A 25,138-nucleotide genomic window follows, 5' to 3' on the forward strand; every position below is an offset into this window, starting at 1 on the left:
TCTATCTAGGGCGGATCACGCCAGTGGCCAGACGAATGCCTATCACCGGCGCGTGATGCGGAACATGGGTGAATGATCCGGTTGGGTCGTGACGACGCCACACGGAATGACCGGCATCGCGTCTGCCAGCTCGACGCGGAACGCACCGATCAGTCGCGCCAGCGCCAACACCGATTCGGCCTGCGCGAATGGCGCGCCGACGCAGACGCGCGGGCCGGCGCCGAACGGCAGATAAGCGAAACGGTCGGGCGGCTCTTTCGACATGAAGCGCTTGGGAATGAACGCGTTCGGCTGATCCCAGAGCTTCTCGTGCCGGTGCAGCAGCCAGGGCGCGATCATGATGATGTCGCCCTTGCTGACCCCTGCTCCGGCCACATTGTCCTTGTCGCGCGCCGCCCGCGCGATCAGGAAGGCCGGCGGATAGAGCCGCATGGTCTCCTCGATCACGGCGCGGGTGAATTTCTGCCGGTCGATATCGGCAATGCCGTCGAGATGCTCGCCGTGGGTCTCGGAGGCCACCTCCTCCTGCGCGTCCGGATCGAGTGCGAGCAGATAGAGCGCCCAGAACAGCGCGGTCGCCGTGGTCTCGTGACCTGCGAGAATCATGGTTGCGACTTCGTCGACGAGCTGCTCGTCGGAAAAACCCTTGCCGGTCTCGGGGTCGCGCGCCTTATCCATAAGATCGAACAGATCGCTCGGCGGCGCACCGTCCTTCTTTCCCGCCGCACGCCGCTCGGCGATCAGCATCGCGACGAATTCGGTCCAGCGGGTGCGAAAGCGCGCGCGAGCACGATCCATCGGTGTCGGCCAGGATACCGGCAGCACCATGTCGAGAAAGTAGGGGCGTCCGAGCCGCTCGCCATATTCCATGACGAAGTTGCGCAGGGTCGGGCCGTGCCGGTCCATGCCGAACGAGAACATCGTGCGCCCGGCGATCTCCAGCGTCATGCGCTGCATGATCTCGCGCAGATCGACCGGCTCGTTTCTGCGTGCATCCAGCTTCGCAATGGTCTCGTCGAGCACCGCCGTCATGTGCGGCACGAGATTGGCGGTGGCGCGCGGCGTGAAGGCGGGTGCGAGCGTCCGGCGCTGATGCGTCCAGGCGTGGCCTTCGGCGAGCAGGAGACCTTCGCCGAGCACGGGACGCAGCATGCGAATGCCCGCCGGCGTCCGCGTGTAGTTTTCGTAATTGCTGAGCAGCACGTGCCGGATCGCGTCCGGCTGGTTCAGGATGAGGCTCTTGTGCAGGAAGAAGCGACCCTGGATGATCTCTTCCTCATAGGCGCGCTGCCCCCAAGTGGCGATCATGTTCTGCCTGATCACCGCAAGCCGGCCGAAGAACGACATGTTGTCCGGCGCGCGCGGCGGGGTCGGGGGGATGACGGGCCGACGCACGCTGGCGATGTTCATGGCTTTCTCCCGCAGATCTGGCGCAGGGCAAATAGCTAGTAAGTCAGTTCGGCAACCGCAATCCTGTTCTCGGAGGCAGGCCAGGCGCGTGCCACAATTCGTTCCTCGTTGAACTCTGCCACGACGCTGCGACCGACCTCGCTGGCCGGAAGGCGCAGGGTCGCTGCCGCATCCGTGGGCACGCCCGGATGGACGTCGGCGGGCTCCTGGCCGTCGAACAGGACGGTGTCGCGCGGCAGGCCGAAATAGCCGCGTGGGCGCGACATGATTAGCACCGCGCCAGCATCCCTGTCCGCTGGAATGAACGGGCGCGCAGCGCGCAAATGCACGACATCGGAGGAGCGCGGGAAGGGCGAGCGATAGAAATGCGTCGTCGGCGCGTCCGATGAGGTCAGGACGATTTCGAGCGGCCAGGTGGACTCGACTTCGGCCGGGCCCCAACGACCGTCAGCACCCGTCGTCGAGCGATGCACGATATCGCCCCTGCGTTCCCCGCTCTCGCGGTCGACATGGTGGATCTCCACCACCGCGCCGGCCACGGGGCGGTTGGTCGGCACGCCATCCGCCATGCCCGTGACCAACCCGCCGAGGCGGACGGTCCGCTCCGGCGTGATCGCGATACGCGTCGGCTCGTGGCCGGCGATGAATTTGTAGATCTCACGGAAAGCGCGCGGGTGATAGGCCGTCTCGCGATGATCGATTGCGCCGAGGACGAGATTGGTCGCGCCCTTCAGCTCCGGTCCCTCGGCGGTGACATTGGTCGGCACGCCGGGCTTGCCCATGAAGCGGCCATCGGGTTGCGCATATTTGTCCATGCCGTCGCTGCGCAGGGTGAGGAAAGCCGTGCCCGGCGTCACCTCGCTATCGCCGTCGTTCAAGCCGCGCAGGAAGGGCCCGCGTCCGTTGAACTCGCTGCCGAGCAGATCATCGAGCGCAAACACGCCGTGATTGGGCGTACCGCACAGGACCGCATGGCTGACATCGCCGGCGCCGCCGTTCTTGATGACGTCGCGGATGGAATTGCCACCGCGCGAATTGCCGACCAGCGCCACACGCGCCGCACCCGTGCGGCGTTTCAACTCGGCGATGGCAGCAGAGAGCTCGCGCCGCTGATCCTCGGTCGAGGAGCGGCTGGCCTGCTCGACCGTATCGTCGGTGCGCGCCGTGGGATTGGTGAAATTGATCGCCATCATGCGGTCGTGAGCGATGCCGTTGGATTCCATCCGCCACAGCGTCGTCATCCAGAGCGCGTCGTAATCGCCATTGCCATGGACGAACAGGATCGGCGGCACCTCGGAGCTTTTATCCGAACTCGGAGCCGCGGACGGAGTTTGCGCCAGCGCCTCGATCCGGAAGCTCGCAACCGCGAAAGCCAGGCCACCCGCACCTTGCAGGATCGTCCGTCGTGACAGCTTCATCTGGTCCTCCCCGGTAAAACCATGTCTTTGCACCGCTTATACCGGCCTAACCACTGGACAGCGAAGGACTTTCGCGGGCATCACTGAGCCTGCCGGAATCATTAAAGCCATTTCTGCCAGACGATTTGGAAGAGGATATGACCGAGCAGACGAACCGTCAGAGGCGTTCCACCGACGGCATCACGGCACCATTACGGTACACCGTATTCCGGCGCATCTGGCTCGCCAGCCTGCTCTCCAATCTCGGCCTCCTGATCCAGGGCGTGGGCGCGGCCTGGGCGATGACGCAAATGGCGGCCTCCGCCGACAAGGTGGCGCTGGTGCAGACCGCGTTGATGCTGCCGATCATGCTGATCTCGATGCCGGCCGGCGCCATAGCCGACATGTATGACCGCCGTATCGTGACCTTGATCGCGCTCATGATTGCGCTGGCCGGCGCGTCCGCTCTCACGATCCTGGCGGGGCTCAACCTCATCACCCCTGAAACGCTGCTGGCCTTCTGCTTCGTCGTCGGCAGCGGCAACGCACTGTTCGGGCCCGCCTGGCAGTCTTCGGTCAGCGAACAGGTGCCGCCCGAGGCGCTGCCTTCGGCCGTCGCGCTGAACGGCATCAGCTACAACATCGCGCGCAGCTTCGGTCCTGCGGTCGGCGGCGTGATTGTCGCCTCGCTCGGCGCGGTAGCCGCGTTTGCCTGCAATGCGACCCTCTATCTGCCGTTGCTGGTGGTGCTGCTGCTCTGGCGGCGGACCACCGAGCCCTCGCGGCTGCCGCGGGAGAAGCTCAACCGGGCCATGGTGTCGGGCTTCCGCTACATCACCAACTCGCCGCCGATCAAGATCGTGCTGCTGCGCACGCTGGTGATGGGCCTGATTGGCGGCGCCGTGATGGCGCTGATGCCGCTGGTCGCGCGCGATCTGCTGCATGGCGGGGCGCAGACCTACGGCATCATGCTGGGCGCTTTCGGCATGGGCGCCGTCGTCGGCGCGCTCAACATCCACGAGCTGCGCAAGCGCATGAGCGGCGAGGCCGCGATCCGCGCCTGCACCGTCTCGATGGCGTTCGCAATGGCGGCGCTGGCGCTCTCCAGCGAACCGGTGCTGACCGCGGCCGCGCTGGTGCTGGCCGGCGCGGTCTGGATGGCCTCCGTCGCGCTGTTCAATATCGGCGTGCAGCTCTCGGCGCCGCGCTGGGTCGCCGGACGATCGCTCGCCGCGTTCCAGGCCTCGATTTCCGGCGGCATCGCCATCGGCGCCTGGGGCTGGGGTCATCTCACCGACTATGCCGGCGTCGAGGTCGCGCTGCTGACGGCCGCCGGTCTGATGCTGATTTCACCGCTGCTGGGAATCTGGCTTGCGATGCCGCGCGTCGGCGCCCGCAACGAGGATGCCGACGTGCTCGCCGATCCCGAGGTCAAGCTGTCGCTGACGGGACGCAGTGGACCGCTGGTGGTCGAGATCGAATATCGGGTGTCGCAGGAGAATGCCCGCCCGTTCCACAACGTGATGCAGGACGTGCAGCTCTCGAGGCAGCGCAACGGCGCCTATGGCTGGTCGATCGCGCGCGACATCGCCGATCCCGAATTGTGGACCGAGCGCTATCACTGCCCGACCTGGTTCGATTATCTGCGCCAGCGCAACCGCTCGACCCAGTCCGAACGCGCGCTGCATCAGCAGGCAATCGATTTTCACATCGGCCCCGAGCCGGTGCGAATCCGCCGTATGCTGGAGCGGCCGTTCGGATCGGTGCGCTGGAACGAGGCAACCCCGGACCGCGCCAGTGCCGAAGTGCTGCCGGTGGTCGCGACCGCGGCGGGGAGCAGCACGTAGGTCTTGTTTCGTAGCCCGGATGGAGCGAAGCGCAATCCGGGTTGATCTCACCGCGCGGATAGGCCCCGGATTTCGCTTCGCTCCATCGGGGCTACGACACCACCATCTTACTGTCCGTGATCCGTCAGCACCTTGTCGCAGGCCTTGGTCAGTCGGGCGCGGTGCTCTTTCAGGCAGGCGAGCACGGCGCTATCGCCATTGTTCATCACCGAGCGGCAGAAGCGCGTAACGTCGCGCGCGCAGGCGTCGTGGCCGGGCTGCTGCGCGGATGCGCCCGATGCGCACAGGATCAAGGAAATGATAAAAAGAAATCTGGTCATCGCGTAGTGCCTCGTACCCGGAAGATTTGCGGGCGAAGCTAGTGCGACGGTCCCTGAGCCGCAACGGCTTTGTTGGCAGGACTTTGTCGGCAGATTGGCGCCGCCGCGGGGGCCCCGGCTTGACGCCGGGGCACATCGCGAGGGGAGCTAACCGACGCAACGACGCGATCGTCGCGCGCTCTTACTGTCCGTCCTGGGCGTCAGCGACCTTGTGTGACGTGCCCTTGGCGAGGTCCTTGTCCATCACCGCGCGGCAGCCGGCGCTCAGGTCGGAGCGATGCTTCACCATGCACGCCGTGATTTTCGGGATGTTGGGGATTTCCGACGAGCACAGGCGGAAGGCGTCGCCGGTGCACTGCTGCTGCGCCTCGGACGAGAAGGCGAAGCTCGAGGTCGTCGAAACGATCGAGACGATGGCGGCAAAGCCCAGCGCCAGGCTGGTATCGCGGATTTTGGCAGAGAAAGACTTCGCGGAGACAGACTTGGCAGAGAAAGACTTGGTCATTTGAAGCTCCCATTGGCACCGCCGAGACGGGCCCGTTGTTAATGGGAATGACGATGCTCCAGCAAAGACCTTTCTACAGTGATGACGGTCACAGGCCGCGCCCCAACTGTGACATCGGTCACTTTGGCGCACCTGCCTGAAATTCCTTCGCAACCGCTGTCGTGTTGGTGTCACGTTAACTCTTCCTTCGCATTAATGGCTCGCGACGCGGGAAATTCCGCTGGTTTGGTTGCGTATTTGGAAAGAGCAGCGATGCGTAATGCGTTGGGCCTGATGCTGGCCAGTGTCCTTGCGGCGGTCGTGATCGCCGGAGGTTGGTACTTTTATTCCTCGCGCGCCGACCAGGGCGCCCCCAAGACAACAGCCGCCCGTGCCGCCGATCCTCTACCGGCGCCGGCGAAGCTCGCCGCCAAGGACGACGTCGAGACCACTGCGGCGCTCGCGGGCAAGCCCGCCGCTCCTGCCGTAGCGCCCGCTCCGGCCCCCGCGCCAGCAGCCGCACCGGTTCAGCAGACGACGACCTGCACCAATCCGAATGCATTGGGCGTCTCGCGCGTGGTCGAGATCGACACGACCGGCGGCCCGGGCTTCGGCTTCGAGCAGTACAAGCAGTTTGATTTCCTCGCCGACAAGGAGGTCGTGCTGACCTTCGATGACGGCCCTTGGCCGCACAACACGCCGGCCGTGCTGAAGGCACTGGCCGACGAATGCACCAAGGGCCTGTTCTTCTCGATCGGCAAGCACGCCAGCTGGCACCCGGAGATCCTGCGCCAGGTTCTGGCCCAGGGCCACACGGTGGGCGCGCACACCTGGTCGCACGTCAATCTCAACGGCAAGAAGATGACGGAGCAGCAGGCCAAGGACGAGATCGAGAAAGGCTTCAGCGCGGTGAAATGGGCCCTCGGAACCAATCCGTCGCCGTTCTTCCGCTTCCCGCAACTTCAGCAGAATCCGGCGCTGGTGAGCTATCTCGGCAGCCGCAACGTCGGGGTCTTCTCGACCGACCTCGACTCCTTCGACTTCCGCAAGGAGAGCACGCCGGACAAGATCATCAGCAATGTGATGACCAAGCTCGACAAGCTCGGCAAGGGCATCATCCTGATGCACGACTTCCAGAAGCGCACCGGCGAAGCGCTGCCGACGCTGCTCGCGCGCCTCAAAGCCGGTGGCTACAAGGTTGTGCAGATCAAGGCGAAGACGACGTTCGAGTCGCTGCCCGAGTATGACGAAGCGGTGCTCAAGGAGCTGAAGGTGCCCGCGTCCAGTGCGACGAACACGCGCCCGGTTTCGAGCGTGGTGCAGACGGTCTCGCAGCGCTGAGCGCGTCAGGTTTCGACAAGCATGATGGCCGGGCTCAGCCCGGCCATTTCCATTTTGGGAGCTTCATGCCGCTGCTTACCAATAAACGCCGTGGCGGTGCAGCTCGCTGATGATGCGGGCTTCGGTCCAGGTGCGCTTGTGCCTGGACCTGTCCGCCTTGGCCGTGGTCTTGGTGGCAGGCTTGACCGTCGTGACCGGCCCTGAGGTCGCCGTTGTCGCGGTCACGGCGGGAGCCGGGATCGCCGGCGGGCGGTCGACATATTTCGGCGCTTCGACCGCTGGCGCGACTTCGCTCATTTGCGTCGTCGGGGTGGTGGCCGCGGCGATTTGCGGAGCGGCCGTTGCAGTGGACAGCGACAGTCCGCGGCCACCTGCATGGGCGGATGCAGAGACCAGAACCATGGCGGCAACCAGAACGATCTTGCGCATGTGACATCTCCCCGTGTTTGCGTGACCGGGACACTAGGGGAGCCGCGCGCAAGGTTGTGTGATCGAGGTCACGTAGACGGCCCCGCTGTCTCAAACCAGGCTGGCCGCGATCAGCATCCGCGTCGGTAGACCCGCAGCGTCACGTCGGGGAATGTCTGGGTTTCGAGCGGGCAGAGGCCCTTTTCCGCGTCCATGCGGGCGATGAGCTCGTCGCCGGCGCGCGGCCCGACCAGCGTATGCGGGATCGAACTCGACAGCACGAGGATCTCCGACTTCAGCAGCGCGTCGCCCGTTGCCTGCGCGGTGCGGTGAAACAGCTCGTTGCGCACGACGAGATTGATCCGCGCCTGCTCGGCGTAGAGTTGGATGGTCGCCGAGGTCACCGGATAGGGGCTCGAGAAGGCGACGATGAGAGGGCCGGGCTCCGCCGGCTTGATGTCGCGCAAGAGTGACCAGAGCCGCTCGGTCGCAACGCGGATGCTTTCCTGCTGCTGCGCACTCAGCGGTGTCGCCGTGCTGATCTGGCCGGTGACGACGTCCCTGACGAACAGCTGAACGACAAGTGCGAATGCAAGCACCCGGCCTGCGGTCAGCACATGGCGGCGGGTGTCGGCGCCCAGACCGTAGCGAGCAAGCAGCGCCGGAATGAGCTCCAGGCTGGCGCAACCATTCAACACCATCCCAACGATGAAGAGGCCATAGAACATCGCTCCGAAATAGTAGGTCTTGATCTCCGCGACGGACGGAATCGTGTAGGCGATCAACACGGCGGCGAGCAGAACGACGGCATCCAGCAACGCAGCCGTGCCGTGAATTGCAGCAAGCACGATGCGCAGCAACATCAAGGCCACGCCGACGGCGAACCAGTAATGCAGGCCGAACTGTCCATCCCATCCGATCGAGAAGCGCAGAAAGCCGACCCAAAAGCTTTCGCCTGTGGTCCAGAGATCGCGCTGGCCGACGAACACATTCAGGATGTAGGTGATGGTCTCGACCAAGGCGGGTCCAATCAGCGCGGCCGTCGTCGCGATCAGCGGCAGCACGAACCACAGGAGCGCGCTCGGTGCCGAGCCGATCGAATTGCGCAATCCGCCGGCTTCGATGCAATCGACCAACAGCCTAATCGCAAATGCACCGCCAATCAGGGCCAGCGCGGCCGGAAACGATGTCGGCTTGATGCTGACGGCCAGCGCACAGGCAACACCCAGAGCGGCCAAGGCACGCGCGCTGCGGGCGAGCACGCCGCGGTGAACGATGGCTCCCGCGGCAAGACCAATGGCAAGTCCGGAGGGCAGATCCGGTCGCGCTTCGGTGACCGTGTGCCACACCACCGGCACGCAGGGCACCACAAGCAAGCACGCCGCGATCTCGAGCACAGGCCGCCGCCAGACCAGCCAGATGATTCCGAGCAGGAAAGCAAAAACGACCACGGCGTGGACGAGATAGGGCCCGATGAAGCTGCCCGGAAAAAGCCCGAGCCCGATGATCGCCACGAGAGTCGAGAACGGCGCATGCTGACGCAGCAGATCCCAGAGGCTGGCGAAGATGCTTTGATCCCGTGCGGCGTTCATCCACCGCGCGGCGTCGAGGAAATAGGAGATGTCGTCGTAGAGCGGCGGAACCGACAACCGGCTGTGCAGCCGTGAGACTTCAATCGATCGCGAGGCGACGATGATGGTGACGCACGCGGCAAGAACGACGAGAGCCGAGAGTCGCAACCATGCGTTCTGATCCGTCCCGGCCTTACTCTCCGCACCCACCACTTGCCCCGTCACGCAGCTGTCTCGGCCGCGCATCCTAGTGACACACGCGCGGAGCGCAACGCGCGCGCCTGCCGGTTTCCTGAGGAAAGAAGTTAGCTTGTGATGAGCTGATGGATCGGGGCGCTGGTGCCGCAAGAGGGACTCGAACCCCCGACCCCGTCATTACGAATGACGTGCTCTACCAACTGAGCTATTGCGGCGAACCCTGCCGGAGGCCTGGGCGATGCCGGCCCCGATATGCGCGCTTCTGATATCGGGCATGGCCCGAATTGGCAAGGACAAGCGGGATTGGAAATGTGGCTCAGGCGCCCCAGCGGGACCAGAATCCACGCCAACCGCCGGCCTGGGCTCTTGTTTGGTCCCTGGACGTGCCGATTTGTTCCGTAAATTCATCGCTGGGCCCGTCGTCGTCGATCCCGGGATCGTCCGGAGCGCGGATGATCGGGATGACGGCTGGAATCGGGGACGGCACCGGCTTGCCGTCGGCACGGGTCCGGAACACCGGAGTTGCTGGCACCGGCGATGATTCGGACGCCTCCGAGGCCGGTTTGACCGGCTCAGCGGGCGTCACCACCAGCTCTTCCTTGGCCGCCGGGGGTGCGTTGTCCTGCGCGGCCGGGGCGGGGGCGATCACGACTGGTTCCGCCGGCGGGTCGCTTGCCATCGTCACCCGCTTCGGCGGCGGGGCGGCGAGCATGGCTTCCTCGAAGGCCGAGGACTCGATCGTGGTACCCTTGTCCGAGGGCAGGCTCGCCACCGGCGTCTGCCACTGGAAGGCGTCGAGACGGCCAGTGACCGGGGAAATCGGACGCCAGCGGTCGCTGACATAGCCGTCCGCGGTCCAGGCCGGATCGTGGCGGGCGCGCACCGCCCGCAAGGTCCAGGCGCGGGCACGGCCGCCATCGCCATGCTCGGTGCGCTCGAGATCGGCCATCAGCAGCGCGACGCGCTGGGTCGGATCGTTGACGTAAGCTGCGAGCACCTCGCGCGCACGGGCGAATTCGGAGGCGTCGATCGCGGCGCGCGCGATCGCAAGCTGGCCCTCGACATAACCGGCCTTGTCGGCGGGCGTCTTGGCCGCGAGCGTCTCGATCCGCTGCAAGCGCTGCCGCGCGGAATCGCCGAGCTTCACATGCGCATAGGCGTCGGCAAGATCGGGATGCGGGTTGGCGAGCCAGGCGGCTTCAACGAGCTTCATGGCGCGGCGCACCTGATGCGCCTCGCTCTCGAATTTCGCGGCGAGCACGGCGGCCGGCACCAAAGTCGGCGCGAGCTTGACGGCTTCCATCACACTCTCGCGCGCGACGTCGCGGTCCATCGTCTCCAATTCCAGCGCGCGCGCCGTGAGCAGCACGCCACGCTGCCGGCGGTAGCCCTGTTTGTCGATCAGGCCCGCGGACAGATTCGAATCGAGGATTGCGAGCGCACCGCTCCAATCGCCGCGCGCGCAGCGGAAGCCGAGCACCGCATGCGAGGCCCAGGTCGAGGACGGCGACAGCTTGATCGCCTCCTCCGCGATCATCACGGCACCGACTGCGTCGTCGGCGCGTTGCGCCTCGATGAACAGGCCGCGCAGACCAAGCAGCCGCGTATCCTCGCGCTCGGCCATGGCGCGGAAGGCGCGCTGCGCCTCGTCGCGATTGCCGTCGAGCTGCGCCGACTGCGCATGCAAGAGAAGCGCGAGCGGATCGTCGGGCGCATGGCGCCGTGCCGCTTCCGCATGCCGGCGGGCGAGGGCCGTATCGCCATGGCCGATCGCGAGCAGGCCGTGGGTGATGGCGTGGCGGCCGCGGGCATGACGCTTCTCATGCCGGCGGCGGCGCATCCGTCCGGGCGTGCGCCAGATCACGGTCAGGACGCTCCAGAGCAACACGATCAGGACCGCAAACATGCCAAGGCAGAGCACGAACACCGGAATGCTCGGTGAGGCGCGAAAACCGCCCCAGGTCATCACGACATCGCCGGGCTGATCGGCAACCCAGGCCGCGCCGGCGCCTGCGAGCGCAATCAGAACGAGGAAGAGGATGATGCGAAGCATGGCAATCCCTATACGCGCAGATTGTTGCGCGAATCTTATTGAGCAGGCTTGGCTGGAGCAGGCTTGGCTGGATCGGACTTGGCAAGACCAGCCATGGCATCATCGGCTAATCTGCGGGAGGCCGCGAGCGCGGCATCGCGGGCGTCGGCCTTGTCGAGCCAGGCCTGCGCAGGCGCGCGATCGGCCTCGGACAGCGTCTTCAACTCGCGCCGCGCCTCGACGAAATCGTTGCGCAGCGCCGCTGCCGTGACCCGCGTGACAATAGCGCCGCGGTCGCTGCCGACCCCGTCGGTGCGTTCGATGCGGACGAGCTTTGACGCTCCCGCCTGAAGGCGCTCGACGATGCCGGCATCGCTGCTCAGTGCTTCCGGCGGCGGCGACAGCTTCGGCACGATATTGAGGAGCTCGCGGCTCAACGCGACCGGCGTCGGAATGCCGCCGGCAGCGAACATATCGAGCGGTTTCAGCACTTCGGGCTTGGCTGCGAGCGACCGCGCGGCGGCGAGCTGTGCCTCATAGGGATCATTATGGCGAACGGCAACGTCGAGCAGGGTGGCGACCACCACATAGCGCAACGGCTTGTCGTCCAGCACCTTGGCATCGGCGATCTTTTCGCCCTGTTGCGCGAGCTCGGCGCGGGCGGTCGTGCTGGCGCGCTCGAGTTGGGAGATACGGTCGTCGAGGGCGGCGAGGCCGGGCGAGGCCGCTCCATCGCGCGGCGTGGATTTCACATCATTCAACGCGCTCGCGGTCTTGTCGGACTGCGCGCGCAAATTGGCGATGTCGCCGCGTAATGTGCCGACAGATTTCTCCAGCGCATCGAGCCGCGCGACCATGGCCGCATCGGCGGCGGGCTTGGCCGCCTTGGCTTCGACCGCGGCGAGGCGACCGCTCAGCGCATCGACTGTCGCGCTCGTCACTTGCGGTGGGGCCGGCGGCGCCTGCACCGCGGGCCAGCCCAGTACCCAGCCGACCGCGATCACGACCGCGGCTGCGACAGCACCGGAAAATGGCGCGATGACCCAAGGCGAAATGGCGGCCGATGCAACGGCGGCCTGCGCCTCGCTATGCTCCGGCTCGGCCTTGGCAGTTTCAGCCTCGGCTGTCTCGATCTTGGCTTCTTCGGTACTGGCCTGCCCGGAGTTTGCCTGCTCGGCCGATGGCTGCGCCTCGGGCTCACCCGCCAAATCCTGCGGCTGGGTGGAGACTTCGGTTGCCTCGAGGTCGATGGTCGGCGGGGTGCGGTTGGCACGGCCGGACTCGGGGGCCAATCCCGCGTCTTCAGGCTTGTCGTCGGCCATCGTGACGGTTCCTCACACTTTCATACCAGAGACGAGCCCGATTGCGTCGGATTCGGCCCGTCCTCTTACGCCAAACGGGTCCGCAAAGCACGCTCCAAGGCGTCAAATAGGGCATTTTCGTCCGGGGTCGCGGCCACCAGAACCTGCGACGCGCCGGCATCGCGCAGCACGGAAGCGACCGTCTCGGACAGGCAGCATTGCGGAATCGCCAGCGCCGAGATTTCGACGCCTTCGTCCCGCGCAGCATCCAGGAAGGCTCGCGCGCTGCGCCGGGAGTAATGCAGCACCGCCTCGATGCCATGCGCGGCAAAGCCCTCGCAGACGTCGCGCGGGAGGATCGTGACCGGAGCCATGCGATAGGTCGTCTGCGTGACCACGCTAAACCCTTGTGCGCCGAGTTCACCGCCGAGGTCCCGCGACAGATCCGCACCCGCAAGATAAAGCAGCGTACTTTTCTTCTTCAGTACCTTGTCGCGCGCACTCTGCACCACTTTATCGCGCAAGGCCGCGGCATCGCCGCCGGCGACGATCACCTCAGTGAACCCGGTATCGCGCGCGGCAGCCGCGGTATGCTCGCCGACTGCAAACAGCGGCAACCTCAACAGGCCGAGGTCCGGCAGCAGCGGTGCGACGGCGCGGATCGCATTGGCGGATGTGACGATGATGGCGCTGTAGCCCGCCTCGCTCTCATCATGAAAAGCGACCGGCTCGAACTTGAGCACCGGCGCGAGCAGCACCACATGCCCCCGCGCACGCAAATTTTTTGCCGTCGCCTCATTGTCGGGATGCGGCCGTGTGACAAGAATGGACATCGCTTGTGTTCCCGGACCACGTGGCGGTGACGCATTGACAGGGATGACGGCGCGTGACGATTGCGCAAGCCGAGCTCGGAATGCTACCGGACGTACCAGAACTCTGCTTTACGAATGAGCGCAAGGGCGCAAATTGGATAACAATTCGCCAATGCTGGTACTGGGCATCGAGACCACCTGCGATGAGACCGCAGCGGCCGTGATCGAGCGCGCGCCTGACGGCAGCGGCAAGATCCTGTCCAATATCGTGCGGTCGCAGGTCGAGGAACATGCCCGCTTCGGCGGCGTCGTTCCGGAGATTGCCGCGCGCGCCCACGTCGACGTGCTGGACGGGATCATCGACCAGGCCATGCACGGGGCCGGCATTGACTATGCCCAGCTCAACGGTGTCGCGGCCGCCGCGGGGCCCGGCTTGATCGGCGGCGTCATCGTCGGGCTCACCACCGCGAAGGCGATCGCGATGGTGCACGACACGCCGCTGGTCGCTGTGAACCATCTCGAGGCCCATGCGCTGACCCCGCGCCTGACCGACGGCATCGAATTTCCCTATTGCCTGTTCCTCGCCTCCGGCGGCCACACCCAAATCGTCGCTGTGACCGGCGTCGGCCAGTATGTACGGCTCGGCACCACCGTCGACGACGCGATCGGCGAGGCCTTCGACAAGGTCGCGAAGATGCTGGGCCTGCCCTATCCGGGCGGACCCCAGGTCGAGCGCGCGGCAGAAAGCGGCGACGCCACGCGCTTCGCTTTCCCGCGGCCGATGCAGGGACGCCCCGACGCAAATTTCTCGCTGTCGGGATTGAAGACCGCGGTTCGCACCGAAGCGAGCCGGCTCACCGAGATCACGCCGCAGGATTTGAGCGATCTCTGCGCGAGCTTTCAGGCCGCCGTGCTGGACTCGACGGCCGACCGGCTGAGCGTCGGCCTCCGACTTTTCCGCGAACAGTTCGGCGCGCCGCGCGCGCTGGTCGCGGCCGGCGGCGTCGCCGCCAATCAGACGATCCGCGGCGCGCTGGATGACGTTGCCAGGCAGGCGCAGACGCAGCTGATCTTGCCGCCGCCCGCGCTCTGCACCGACAATGGCGCGATGATCGCCTGGGCCGGCGCCGAACGCCTCGCGCTCGGCCTCACCGATACGATGGAGGCGCAGCCGCGCGCGCGCTGGCTGCTCGACGCCAACGCGGCCGCGCCGGCGGGCTACGGCAAGACGCGAGCGGGGTTCTGAATGCAGAAACGTCGCCACGAGCTTCCCTTCACCTCGCCCCGCTTGCGGGGAGAGGTCGAATTCGATCGCAGATCGAATTCGGGTGAGGGGGACTCTCCGCGAGCCTCTCTGTCACCGCCCTTGAGGAGACTCCCCCTCACCCCAACCCTCTCCCCGCAAGCGGGGAGAGGGAGTGGAGAGAGCACGCGATGACCACGTTTCGATCCGTCGCGGTGATCGGGGCCGGCGCCTGGGGCACGGCGCTGGCGACGGTGGCCGCGCGCGCCGGTCGGAACGTAACGCTGTGGGCGCGCAACGCCGACCATGCCGCGCGGATCGCATCGACCCGCGACAATCCGCGGCTGCCCGGCGTGCGGCTCGCGCCGGAGATCGTGGTAACGAGCGAGCTGTCGCTCGCCGCGCGTGCCGACATGCTGCTGATCGCAACGCCGGCGCAGCATCTGCGCGGCGCGGTCAACATGCTGGCCTCGCACGTCACGACGCCCGTGCCGATCATCGCCTGCGCCAAGGGTATCGAGCACGGCACCCACAAATTCATGACCGATGTGATCGCCGAGGCCGCGCCGCACGCGCAACCGGCGATCCTGTCGGGCCCGAGCTTCGCCGACGACGTCGCGCGCGGCCTGCCGACGGCGGTGACGTTGGCGGCAAAGGACGAGGCGCTGGCGAGCCACCTGGTGCAGGCGCTGGGCTCGGCGACCTTCCGGCCGTATCACACCACGGATGTCCGTGGCGTCGAGATCGGCGGCGCAGCCAAGAACGTGCTGGCGATTGCGGTTGGCATCGCGGTCGGACGTAAGCTCGGCGCGTCCGCCCAGGCGGCGCTCACGACCCGCGGCTTTGCCGAGTTGACACGCCTGGGCCGTGCGCTCGGCGCACGCGGCGAGACGCTCGCCGGCCTTTCAGGCCTCGGTGATCTGATCCTGACGTGCTCAAGTCTACAGTCACGCAATTTTGCACTCGGCCTTGCGCTCGGGCGCGGCGAGCAGCCACCGTCCGGCAAACTCGCCGAGGGCGAGTTCACCGCGCCGGTGCTGATTGAGCTCGCAGCTTCGCAAAACATCGAGATGCCCGTATCAGAAGCCGTCGCGGCGATCCTGAGCGGCAGGAGCACGGTCGACGCCGCGATCTCGGGGCTGTTGACGCGCCCCTTCAAGGCAGAGGAATGAACATGGCGTACTGGCTGGTGAAATCCGAACCATCGGTGTGGTCCTGGGACCAGCAGGTCGCGAAAGGCGCCAAGGGCGAGGCCTGGACCGGCGTGCGCAATTTCACCGCGCGCCAGAACCTCGTGAACATGAAGAAGGGCGACAAGGCGTTCTTCTATCATTCCAACGAGGGCAAGGAGATCGTCGGCATCGCGGAGATCATCAAGGAGGCCTATCGGGATCCGACCGACAAGACCGAGAAGTTCGTCTGCGTCGACATCAAGGCCGACAAGCCCCTGAAGACACCGGTGACGATGGCGGCGATCAAGGCCGACAAGAAGCTCGCCGACATGGCGCTGGTGAAATATTCGCGCCTGTCGGTGCAGCCGGTCACGGCCGAGGAGTGGAAGCTGGTCTGCAAGATGGGCGGGGTCTAGGCTCCGGTGCCGTAGCCTGGATGGAGCGAAGCGCAATCCGGGAAAGTCTCGATTGGGGCACGACCCCGGATTACGCTTCGCTCCATCCGGGCTACGATTCGGGCCTACGCCTCCGGCAGCGCGAAAACCTCGCATGGTGCGGCGATGCCGCGCAACGAATGCTGTCCGAGCGCGACCAGAGGCATGTTCGTCTCAGCGGCGAGCGCACCAGACACCAGCACGGTCCTGCCGAGCGGCTTGCACAATCCTTCGAGCCTGCTGGCAAGATTGACCGCGGGACCGATCGCCGTGAAGTCCAGCCGGTTGGCGGCGCCGATATTGCCCCAGAGCATCTCGCCGAGATGAAGCGCAGCACCGAACGCGAGTGGTGGCAACCCTTGAGCACCACGCTCCGCGTTGAGATACGCCATCCCGGCTTCGGCCGCACCGGCGGCCCGCAGAGCAGCTTCGCATGCGCGGCGCGGCGATGCCTCGACAACCGGAAAGATCGCGAGCACGCCGTCGCCGATGAATTTGAGCACCTCGCCACCGAATGCGTGAACGGCGCCGGCGATGCGATCGAACCAGGCGTCGAGCGCCGCGATGACGTCGGCCGCTGGACTGGTTTCCGACAGAGACGTGAAATTGCGCAGATCCGCATAGAGCAGCGCGGCCTGAATGGTCTCGCCGAGATCGCGCCGTAACGGCGCCGCCAGTACCCGCTCCGCGCTGCGCTTGCCGAGATAAGCATCCAGCGTCGCCCGCAACGTCGCGCGTGCCGCGAGCAGGGCAAGGGGTGTCGCGGCAAAACGCGCGGCCTGGCGCAATTGTGCAATTTCACCGGCAGTGAACGGACGCGGTCCGATCCAGCCGAGCAGTGGCCCATCGGGCCTTCCGACGATATCCTCGTGCACCTCGCCGCCGGCGATGTCACGCAGCCAGCGCCGACCGGCATCGTTCGGCGGATCTGGCGCCAGTCCTCCCGGTGCAAAGCCGAGCGCTTCGATCACCCGGCCGTTCTCCGCACGCCACAGCCAGGTCCGCTTCGCGATCAGGGGATGCGGCACCTCCAGCGTCAGGGCGCCGGCCGCGAGCGGCACGCCGTCGGCGACCAGACGTGCGCCGAGTTCCGCGAGCAGGCGATCGGCGCCGGGACTATCTGAGGCGGCATCGACAAGCCAGGCGAGGGTCGGAGAGAGTTGCATGATCCGATGATGGCGAAGGAGGACCGTCCTTGTCACGGGCAATCCTTGACGGGCTGCTTTGGCGCCGCCATGTGCCAGTATCAGCCCAGGGATGATCGCCGATGACCGAGCCATTCGTATTGCGACGCGAGACCCAAATTGCAGCCCCGCGCGCCACCGTCTTCGCCTATTTGACCGATCCCGAGAAAATCCTGAGCTGGATGGGCTCGGATGCGACCACCGAGCCGCATCCCGGCGGGCTCTATCTGCTCAAGGGCATCGGTCCACGTGGCGGTGTCGCCCGCGGCGCCTTCCGCGAGGTCGTGCCGGTGCATCGTCTGGCCTATACCTTTGGCTGGGATGGCGGCCAGGAAGTGCCGCCAGGATCGAGCCTGATCGAAATCGACCTGATCGAACGCGACGGCGGCACGCTGCTGCGCATGACTCATAGTGGGCTGCCGACGGAGGAACAGATGGCTGCGCACGCGAAAGGGTGGGCGCATTATCTGGGTCGGCTCACGACCGCAGCTGCTGGCGCCGATCCCGGTCCCGACAAGGGTGTTTCAAACTAATGTAGCGATGTGGCCGGTCAAACGGCTGCGGTCGCCACCACCTGCTGCAAGAGCTGCTCGCGTCGGGCCTGCGAACGCTGTCCCTTCATGGTCGCCGCAAAACGCTCGAGGATGCCGTCCTCGAAGGCGGTGACGATGGTGTCGTGGACATAGCTCTTGCGGCAAATCGCCGGCGTATTGGAGAGCTTGTCGGCCGCGGCGCGGATCGCGTCCAGCACCTGCTTCTTGCGGCCGCGCTGGCTGCTCGCCGGCGTGATCCGCGACAGCGATTCCACGACGACGGCCGAGGCCATCAGCGTGCGGAAATCCTTCAGCGAAATCTTGATGCCGGCGATCTCGCGCAGAAACGCGTTCACCTGCGTGGTGCTGACGGCGCGCACGATGCCGTAGGCGTCGCGATACTGGAACATGCGCTTACCCGGAACACTCTGCAAAATGCCGATGGCACGCACCAGCTTGGCTGCGTCGCATTCCTTCCGCACCGCCTTGCCGCCCTTGGCTTTGAAGGTCAGCACGAAGCAATCGTCTTCCAGCGTGACGTTCGACTTCAGCAGCGTGGTGGCGCCACGGGTGCCGTTGAGGCGGGCGTAGGATTCATTGCCCGGACGGATCGCGGTGCGCGCGATCAATTCGATCACCGCCGAGAGTGCGAATTCGCGCGTCGGCTCGTCGCCCGACAGGAACGCCGAGACCTTGCGACGGATCTTTGGCAGCGCGCCGACGAGCTTTTCCAGCCGATGCGCCTTGCGGTGCTCGCGGACCTTTTCCCAATCGGCGTGATAGCGATATTGCAGTCGGCCCGCAGCATCGCGACCCACCGCCTGGAGATGCGTGCTCGGATCGGCCGAGTAGCGCACGTCGCGATAGGCCGGTGGCACCGCCATGGCGTGCAGCCGGCGGATGGTGCGGGCGTCGCGGATATGCGCGCCATTGGGGCGAACGAAGGAATAGCCCTTGCCGCGCTTGATGCGGCGGATGGTCAGCTCGTTCTGGTCGCCAAGCCGCAGGCCCAGCTCCCTGGCGAGGGCCTCGACCGTCGCCGCGGGCGCCGTGTCGAACATTTTTTTCGGGCTGGGACGTCCGGAAACGGCCGGCTTCGGCCATTGTCCGAGGGCTTTGGCCAAGGCGACGGCAGCAGGATCGGCCGAAGCGGGCCGTATCGTCCCGAGATTCTGCTGATCCATCATAGTGTTATGCCTTGGCCTGCCTGTTATCGCTCAATGCCGCTGTTCTGATTTTTGTTCCAAGCGTCGCTTGGAAGGTCTCTTGGGACCCGGGTTAGCCACTTAGGGTGTTCCGAACCGCATTGCGAGTCCCGAATCAGTGAAAAACGGTTTCTAAATACCGCTTGCGACGCATGGGCGCCCTGCGCGGGCCCATTCCGAAGATTTGGGTAAAGACCCCCGAAGGCCGCACCTCGGCCTGTTTCAGATTTGCGACAGCCCGCCGACGCGGCTTGATCCTTCGCATGGCCGGCCAACCACCGAAGGTCCAGCTTGTGCACCTTGTCGGGCCCGGTTAGCCCGACGCATAATCGGTCCAATGATCAAGTCGGCTCGCCTCATCGCTTAGGCTGGGCTGGCCGTATGTGGAGGGAAACATGCCCGAGAAGATCTACGACGTCCCCGCGGAATGGTCCAAGCGCGCCTGGGTCGACCAGGCCAAGTACAAGGACATGTACGCTCGCTCGATCGCGGACCCGAACGCCTTCTGGGCCGAGCAGGCCAAGCGCATCGACTGGATGCACGCGCCGACTAGAATCGAAAACGTCTCGTTCGCACCCGGCAACATCTCGATCAAATGGTTCGAGGACGGAATCCTCAACGTCGCCCATAACTGCATCGACCGGCATCTCGCCAAGCGTGCCAACCAGACCGCAATCATCTGGGAAGGCGACGATCCCGCGCAGTCCAGGCACATCACCTACAAGGAGCTGCACGACGAGGTCTGTCGGATGGCCAACATCCTGCGCACCCGCAACGTCAAGAAGGGCGACCGCGTCACCATCTACCTGCCGATGATTCCGGAAGCGGCTTACGCGATGCTGGCCTGCGCGAGGATCGGCGCGATCCACTCCGTGGTGTTCGCCGGCTTCTCGCCTGACTCACTCGCCCAGCGCATCAACGACTGCAAATCCAAGGTCATCATTACCGCGGATGAAGGCCTGCGCGGCGGCAAGAAGGTGCCGCTGAAGGCCAACGTCGACGCCGCGCTCGCCAAGGCCGACGACATCGACTGGGTCGTCGTGGTCAAGCGCACCGGCGGCAAGATCGACATGAATCCGACCCGCGACCTCTGGTATCACGAGGCGGCTGCGATGGTGACGACGGAATGCCCGGTCGAGCACATGCACGCCGAGGATCCGCTGTTCATCCTCTACACCTCAGGTTCGACCGGCCAGCCCAAGGGGGTGCTGCACACATCAGCCGGCTATCTCGTGTTCGCGGCGATGACGCATCAATACGTCTTCGACTATCACGACGGCGATATCTACTGGTGCACCGCCGACGTTGGCTGGGTCACTGGCCACAGCTACATTCTGTATGGACCACTGGCGAACGGCGCGACCACGCTGATGTTCGAGGGCGTGCCGAATTATCCGGACAATTCGCGGTTCTGGAACGTCATCGACAAGCACAAGGTCAACATCTTCTACACCGCGCCGACCGCGATCCGCGCACTGATGCAGTCCGGCGACGAGCCCGTAACCAAGACCTCGCGCGCTTCGCTCCGCCTGCTCGGTTCGGTCGGCGAGCCCATCAATCCGGAAGCCTGGGAATGGTATCACCGGGTCGTCGGTGGCGATCGCTGCCCGATCGTCGACACCTGGTGGCAGACCGAGACCGGCGGCATCTTGATCACGCCGCTGCCGGGCGCGACAAAACTCAAGCCGGGTTCGGCGACACAACCCTTCTTCGGCGTTGTGCCCGAGATCGTCGATGCCGACGGCAAGGTGCTGGAGGGCGAGACATCGGGCAATCTCTGTCTGACCCGGTCATGGCCCGGCCAGATGCGCACGGTCTATGGCGACCATGCCCGCTTCGAGCAGACCTATTTCTCGACCTACAAGGGCAAGTACTTCACCGGCGACGGCTGCCGCCGCGACGCCGACGGCTATTACTGGATCACCGGCCGCGTCGACGACGTCATCAACGTCTCCGGTCATCGCATGGGCACGGCGGAAGTCGAGAGCGCGCTGGTGGCGCATGAGAAGGTGTCGGAAGCCGCCGTGGTCGGTTACCCGCACGACATCAAAGGCCAGGGCATCTATGCCTATGTGACGCTGATGGCCGGCGTCGAGCCGAGCGACGAGCTGCGCAAGGAACTCGTCACCTGGGTGCGCAAGGAGATCGGCCCGATCGCTGCGCCCGACCAGATCCAGTTCTCGCCCGGCCTGCCCAAGACCCGCTCGGGCAAGATCATGCGCCGCATCCTCCGCAAGATCGCCGAGGACGAGCCGGGCAGCCTGGGCGACACTTCGACTCTTGCCGATCCCGCCGTGGTCGATGATCTCGTGAACAACCGGCAGAACAAGAAGTCGGCGTAAGCCACAAATCTCGTCCCCCGGACGCAGCGCAGCGCGCACTTCGCGGTGCGCTGCAGAGCCGGGGTCCATACAACGTCAGAACGCGTAACCTCCTGGATCCCGGCTCTGCGCAGCAGCGCCATAGCGTATCGAAGACGCGCGTGAACGCGCTTGTGCGCGCTGCAGCTCGTCCGGGACACGGAGACAATCTGCCCCTCCTGAAACAACCGCCGTTCACACTCCTCACGCACTTGTCAGGGGCGCACCCCGCCACGCCCGCATCTTTCCCGGCGAGTGTTGTTTTCAGGTCATTTACTTTATTTCGAACATTTCCTTTGCTTCCCCTGCTGGCTGGCCCTTGCCGGCCGCGCGTGGAAACCATCCGGTTAACGGGTGCGGTTAAGAATCTCTGGGCGAGCCGGCGATTGCCGGTGCTGCGTGAATTTTGGACGATCCGTTTGGGGCAAGGGGAAGCATCGATGTCGATGAAGATTGCACTGGCGCTGGCAGCCACCTTCGGAGCCGGGGTCTTGATGTCGGGAACCGCCGAGGCAAGGCCGGAAATGGTCGGGGCGCACCTGGCCGACTATTCGCCGGGGACCATCGTGGTCAAAACCAACGAGCGCCGGCTCTATCTCATTCTCGATGACGGCCACGCCGTGCGCTATCCAGTCGGCGTCGGCAAGTCCGGCAAGCAGTGGGCCGGCACCACCCGCATTGACGGCAAGTATCGCAATCCCGCCTGGTCGCCGCCCGCGGAAGTGAAGCGCGACAAGCCGAGCATACCGGACGTCATTCCGGGCGGCTCTCCGCGCAATCCGATGGGCGTCGCGGCGATGACGCTGGCCGGCGGCGAATACGCAATCCATGGCACCAACGTGCCGGGCTCGGTCGGCGGCTTCGTCTCCTACGGCTGCATCCGCATGCTCAACGACGACATCACCGATCTCTACAGCCGCGTCTCGGTCGGCACCACGGTGGTCGTGACGCGCTGATCGTCGAGATCCGAAGAGGACGGCGAAGCCGCGTCGCTCGACGCGGCTTTTTGTTACCAGAAGCGCCAGCCCCGCGCGCACCAGCCGTCGCGATGACCGCCGTTGTAGCTGCGCGCGTAACCGCCCGCGAGCATCACCGCCGACACGTTGGGCGTGCGCCTGGTCGCGACATCGGCGAGGACACGTCCATATTTTTCCGAGCCGAGATTGTAGATCGTGACGCCGCCCTGGCCGAGCAGATTGCGCAGCGCTTCGGTGGCCGCTTCCGCCTTGTCCAGCTCCTGCTGACAGGACGCCTTCATCTCAGGCGCGTCGATGCCGCGCAGGCGGACCCGCGCGACAAGATCGCGTCCATCGCGCTGATGCACACGGGCGAGGAAGGTGTCGCCGTCAATGGTGCGAATGACATCGACCGGCTGGCGGCTGGCGGGATTGCCAGACTGCTGGAGGATAATCTCGGCATCTCGCGATTGACTATCAGCCGCGTGCGGGATGGGCCAGTTTGTCCCGTGCCGGAAGACCAGCACGACCACCACCATGACGCCGACCACGAAAATCCACGGCAGCAATCCGGAGAAGCGGCGGCCAAACGGCGCGCCGCCGAACTGCGGCCGATAGGCGTTGGGACGATCCTGGAAGCGCATCAAGTCAGGCTAGGACTGAGTCGGGGAACTCGGCAAGGCGGGGACAGGCACCGGAAAATCGCAGCTATGCGCTGCACGCCGTTCCAGACACTCTCCATTCGATACCTCCTGTAGTTGTACGGGGTTTGATATTCACGCGGTATTTAGTAATAGTACGGCGTACTCGGTTTGCGTGTGGGGGCGGTAAGCATGGCTTCGTTCAGGTTTCGCATCGGTACAAAGTTGGGACTGACCGCGAGTGCGGGGGTCCTTCTCGTCGGCGGCATGCTCGCCAACCAGCTCGTTCGCAACGAGCAGATCGCGGACCTGAGCCGACTGGTGGTCATCAACACCGCCAACAAGGCCAATGCCCAGGGCGCCGAGCTCGCAGTGACGCGTGCACGCCTGGCCATGGCGGAAATCGGATCTGCATTCTCCGCCGACGGCCTCGCCAAACATCTCGTCGTGCTGCGCAGCTCCATCGCCGGCGCCATGACCGAAATAAGCGCCGCATTGGAGCGGTCCAAGCGCGCCGAGGCCAAAGAGCTCTGTCGCGAGGTCAAGGTCCTGCTCGACGCCTCTCTGAAGGCCGGCAGCGATCTTGGTGAGGCTCGTGGTACCGCCGTCGCCGAGTTCGCCGCGGCAAGCCAGATCGAGGAGGCCTGGAACAAAACGCTCGAGAAACTGCTGGCGTCGCCCGCAATCGCCGCATCGCAGAACCGGCTCAACATCGGGGTCGAGTTGCGCGAAGCCGACGCGTTATTCAAGGCGGTCAGCGCTGCCGATTGGCGTTTCACGGCAACGGGCGACGTCGAGCAGAAGGACCGTGTCTTCGGACGCGCCGACGCCACGATCCGCGTCTTGAAACAGGTCCGTCAGTCCGCCGGCGACAAGGACATCGCGGACGGTATCGACGCGCTCGCCGCACTCGCCGGACGCTACAAGTCGGCAACCGGCGCAGCCGTGAAGGCGGAGGAAACCAAGAGACGCATTCTCGACGAGCGGGTGCTTCCGGCCGCCAAGGAAATCACTACGCGCATCGACAAGCTGGTCTCAGCCAACAACGAATACACGGCGCTGCGGCAGAGTCAGCTCATGGCCGCGCTGGAACAGGCGACCCAGATCAGCCTGGCCGTCGGCGTCCTCGTCATCCTGGTTCTGGCCGGCTCCGCGTTGTTTTCGGTGCTGAGCATCGCCCGGCCGATCCGGCGCATCGGCGAAGTGCTGCTGCAACTCGCCGGCGGCAACAAGGCCGTCGAGATTCCCTACACCGCGCGCGGCGACGAGGTCGGCGACAATGCCCGCGCGGCCCGCACCTTCCGGGACAATCTGATCCGCATCGAGCAGATGGAAGCCGAGCAGAAGGATCAGGAGGCCGCAGCCGCCGCGCGGCGCAAGCAGGAGATGATGCAGCTCGCCGGCGCGTTCGAGGACGCGGTTGGCGGCATTATCAACTCGGTTTCGTCGGCCTCCCAGCAGCTCGAATCCGCCGCCGGCACGCTGTCGGGGACCGCAGAGGAGACCGAGCAGCTCTCCGGAATGGTGGCCGCAGCCTCCGAGGAGGCGTCCGCCAATGTCGGAGCCGTGGCATCCGCCGCTGAGGAAATGAGCGCGTCGGTCGTCGAGATCGGCCGCCAGGTCCACGATTCCAGCCGCATCGCCGGCGAGGCGGTGATGCAGGCCGAACGTACCGACGTCCGGATCAACGAGTTGCTCAAGGCTGCGGGCCGGATCGGCGACGTCGTCAAATTGATCACCGCGATTGCGGAGCAGACCAACCTGCTGGCGTTGAACGCCACCATCGAAGCGGCGCGCGCCGGCGAGTCCGGTCGCGGATTCGCCGTGGTGGCGAGCGAGGTCAAGGCGCTCGCGGCCCAAACCGCGCGGGCGACCGACGAGATCAGTGCACAGATCGCCGGCATGCAGACTGCGACTGAAGATTCCGTCGGCGCGATCAAGGAGATCGGCGCGACCATCGCCAGGATTTCAGACATCTCGACCACGATTGCGGCCACCATCGAGGAGCAGGGCACCGCGACCGCCGAGATCGCACGTAACGTCAGTGAAGCCGCCAAGGGCACGGTCGAAGTCGCAGACAAGATCGCCCAGGTCAGTCACGGCGCCAGCGCCACCGGCTCGGCTTCGACGCAGGTGCTGGCATCCGCGCGTTCACTCTCGACCGAGAGTGGCCGCCTCAAGAACGAGGTCGCGAAATTCCTCGATACGGTGCGGGCCGCCTGACGCGCCGCGCCTCGTGCGGCCGACCTGAGGCCGGCCGCAAGCCTTCTTTCTGATGCTTCGAATTCA

The 25,138-nt window shown here is 65.5% G+C and carries 21 protein-coding genes and 1 tRNA gene; 9 read left to right on the top strand and 13 right to left on the bottom strand.

The features are described from left to right. Positions 1-42 precede the first annotated feature (42 nt). Positions 43-1,410 carry a cytochrome P450 gene (locus JJE66_RS10945; protein ID WP_200514280.1) on the bottom strand — a complete coding sequence of 456 codons (1,368 nt, stop codon included), beginning with the start codon at positions 1,408-1,410 and terminating at the stop codon, positions 43-45. Positions 1,411-1,445: 35 nt separating this feature from the next. Further along, on the bottom strand, positions 1,446-2,828 hold the full coding sequence (locus JJE66_RS10950; protein WP_200514281.1) for a hydrolase: 1,383 nt from the start codon (positions 2,826-2,828) through the stop codon (positions 1,446-1,448). Between the two features lie 137 nt (positions 2,829-2,965). Here JJE66_RS10950 and JJE66_RS10955 point away from each other — a divergent pair, with 137 nt between their 5' ends. Further along, on the top strand, positions 2,966-4,654 hold the full coding sequence (locus tag JJE66_RS10955) for an MFS transporter (RefSeq protein WP_200514282.1): 1,689 nt from the start codon (positions 2,966-2,968) through the stop codon (positions 4,652-4,654). A 107-nt stretch (positions 4,655-4,761) separates the two neighbouring features. On the opposite strand, the gene JJE66_RS10960 is transcribed toward JJE66_RS10955, so the two are convergent. Continuing rightward, complete coding sequence (locus JJE66_RS10960; RefSeq protein ID WP_200514283.1) at positions 4,762-4,974, bottom strand: hypothetical protein; 213 nt, start codon at positions 4,972-4,974, stop codon at positions 4,762-4,764. A gap of 181 nt (positions 4,975-5,155) precedes the next feature. Continuing rightward, positions 5,156-5,479 (bottom strand): hypothetical protein, encoded by a 324-nt coding sequence (locus JJE66_RS10965; RefSeq protein ID WP_200514284.1) that lies wholly within the window; start codon positions 5,477-5,479, stop codon positions 5,156-5,158. A gap of 252 nt (positions 5,480-5,731) precedes the next feature. Between JJE66_RS10965 and JJE66_RS10970 the strand changes: the two genes are divergently transcribed. Next, complete coding sequence (locus JJE66_RS10970; protein ID WP_200514285.1) at positions 5,732-6,799, top strand: polysaccharide deacetylase family protein; 1,068 nt, start codon at positions 5,732-5,734, stop codon at positions 6,797-6,799. Positions 6,800-6,874: 75 nt separating this feature from the next. On the opposite strand, the gene JJE66_RS10975 is transcribed toward JJE66_RS10970, so the two are convergent. The 6 genes from JJE66_RS10975 to JJE66_RS11000 all read right to left on the bottom strand — a co-directional run bounded on the left by JJE66_RS10975 (position 6,875) and on the right by JJE66_RS11000 (position 13,142). Next, positions 6,875-7,228: a hypothetical protein gene (locus JJE66_RS10975; RefSeq protein WP_200514286.1), complete on the bottom strand. Its 354-nt coding sequence runs from the start codon at positions 7,226-7,228 to the stop codon at positions 6,875-6,877. Positions 7,229-7,338: 110 nt separating this feature from the next. Next, positions 7,339-9,003: a hypothetical protein gene (locus JJE66_RS10980; RefSeq protein ID WP_311979846.1), complete on the bottom strand. Its 1,665-nt coding sequence runs from the start codon at positions 9,001-9,003 to the stop codon at positions 7,339-7,341. 112 nt (positions 9,004-9,115) lie between these two features. Continuing rightward, a tRNA-Thr gene (locus JJE66_RS10985) sits at positions 9,116-9,191 on the bottom strand. A gap of 101 nt (positions 9,192-9,292) precedes the next feature. After that, entirely contained in the window at positions 9,293-11,029 is a 1,737-nt protein-coding gene (locus tag JJE66_RS10990) for a heme biosynthesis HemY N-terminal domain-containing protein (RefSeq protein ID WP_200514287.1), read from the bottom strand. Positions 11,030-11,064: 35 nt separating this feature from the next. Next, positions 11,065-12,330: a COG4223 family protein gene (locus tag JJE66_RS10995; protein ID WP_200514288.1), complete on the bottom strand. Its 1,266-nt coding sequence runs from the start codon at positions 12,328-12,330 to the stop codon at positions 11,065-11,067. A 65-nt stretch (positions 12,331-12,395) separates the two neighbouring features. Then, a complete protein-coding gene (locus JJE66_RS11000; RefSeq protein WP_200514289.1) occupies positions 12,396-13,142 on the bottom strand; it encodes a uroporphyrinogen-III synthase in 747 nt (248 codons plus the stop codon). 151 nt (positions 13,143-13,293) lie between these two features. On the opposite strand from JJE66_RS11000, the gene tsaD reads away from it, so the two are divergent. The 3 genes from tsaD to JJE66_RS11015 all read left to right on the top strand — a co-directional run bounded on the left by tsaD (position 13,294) and on the right by JJE66_RS11015 (position 15,952). Continuing rightward, positions 13,294-14,367: a tRNA (adenosine(37)-N6)-threonylcarbamoyltransferase complex transferase subunit TsaD gene (gene tsaD, locus JJE66_RS11005; protein WP_200514290.1), complete on the top strand. Its 1,074-nt coding sequence runs from the start codon at positions 13,294-13,296 to the stop codon at positions 14,365-14,367. Between the two features lie 188 nt (positions 14,368-14,555). Continuing rightward, a complete protein-coding gene (locus tag JJE66_RS11010) occupies positions 14,556-15,536 on the top strand; it encodes an NAD(P)H-dependent glycerol-3-phosphate dehydrogenase (RefSeq protein WP_200514291.1) in 981 nt (326 codons plus the stop codon). Positions 15,537-15,538: 2 nt separating this feature from the next. Then, on the top strand, positions 15,539-15,952 hold the full coding sequence (locus JJE66_RS11015; RefSeq protein ID WP_200514292.1) for an EVE domain-containing protein: 414 nt from the start codon (positions 15,539-15,541) through the stop codon (positions 15,950-15,952). A 104-nt stretch (positions 15,953-16,056) separates the two neighbouring features. Here JJE66_RS11015 and JJE66_RS11020 read toward each other — a convergent pair whose 3' ends face one another. Then, positions 16,057-17,136, bottom strand: coding sequence for an adenylate/guanylate cyclase domain-containing protein (locus JJE66_RS11020; protein WP_200515326.1), 1,080 nt, complete (start codon positions 17,134-17,136; stop codon positions 16,057-16,059). Positions 17,137-17,237: 101 nt separating this feature from the next. On the opposite strand from JJE66_RS11020, the gene JJE66_RS11025 reads away from it, so the two are divergent. After that, complete coding sequence (locus tag JJE66_RS11025; protein ID WP_200514293.1) at positions 17,238-17,687, top strand: SRPBCC domain-containing protein; 450 nt, start codon at positions 17,238-17,240, stop codon at positions 17,685-17,687. Between the two features lie 17 nt (positions 17,688-17,704). Here the strand turns inward: JJE66_RS11025 and JJE66_RS11030 are convergent, their stop codons facing one another. Continuing rightward, positions 17,705-18,874, bottom strand: a complete 1,170-nt coding sequence (locus JJE66_RS11030; protein ID WP_200514294.1) for a DNA topoisomerase IB — start codon at positions 18,872-18,874, stop codon at positions 17,705-17,707. A gap of 413 nt (positions 18,875-19,287) precedes the next feature. Between JJE66_RS11030 and acs the strand changes: the two genes are divergently transcribed. Both acs and JJE66_RS11040 read left to right on the top strand, forming a co-directional pair. Continuing rightward, positions 19,288-21,234 (top strand): acetate--CoA ligase, encoded by a 1,947-nt coding sequence (acs, locus tag JJE66_RS11035; RefSeq protein WP_200514295.1) that lies wholly within the window; start codon positions 19,288-19,290, stop codon positions 21,232-21,234. A 458-nt stretch (positions 21,235-21,692) separates the two neighbouring features. Next, the gene (locus JJE66_RS11040; RefSeq protein WP_200514296.1) at positions 21,693-22,208 is read left to right on the top strand and encodes a L,D-transpeptidase; all 516 of its coding nucleotides are present in this window, start codon (positions 21,693-21,695) and stop codon (positions 22,206-22,208) included. A gap of 53 nt (positions 22,209-22,261) precedes the next feature. Here JJE66_RS11040 and JJE66_RS11045 read toward each other — a convergent pair whose 3' ends face one another. Next, positions 22,262-22,852, bottom strand: a complete 591-nt coding sequence (locus JJE66_RS11045) for a thermonuclease family protein (RefSeq protein ID WP_200514297.1) — start codon at positions 22,850-22,852, stop codon at positions 22,262-22,264. Between the two features lie 189 nt (positions 22,853-23,041). Between JJE66_RS11045 and JJE66_RS11050 the strand changes: the two genes are divergently transcribed. Then, positions 23,042-25,072 (top strand): methyl-accepting chemotaxis protein, encoded by a 2,031-nt coding sequence (locus JJE66_RS11050; protein ID WP_200514298.1) that lies wholly within the window; start codon positions 23,042-23,044, stop codon positions 25,070-25,072. Positions 25,073-25,138 lie beyond the last annotated feature (66 nt).

Source organism: Bradyrhizobium diazoefficiens (genome assembly GCF_016612535.1).
GTDB lineage: Bacteria > Pseudomonadota > Alphaproteobacteria > Rhizobiales > Xanthobacteraceae > Bradyrhizobium > Bradyrhizobium diazoefficiens_C.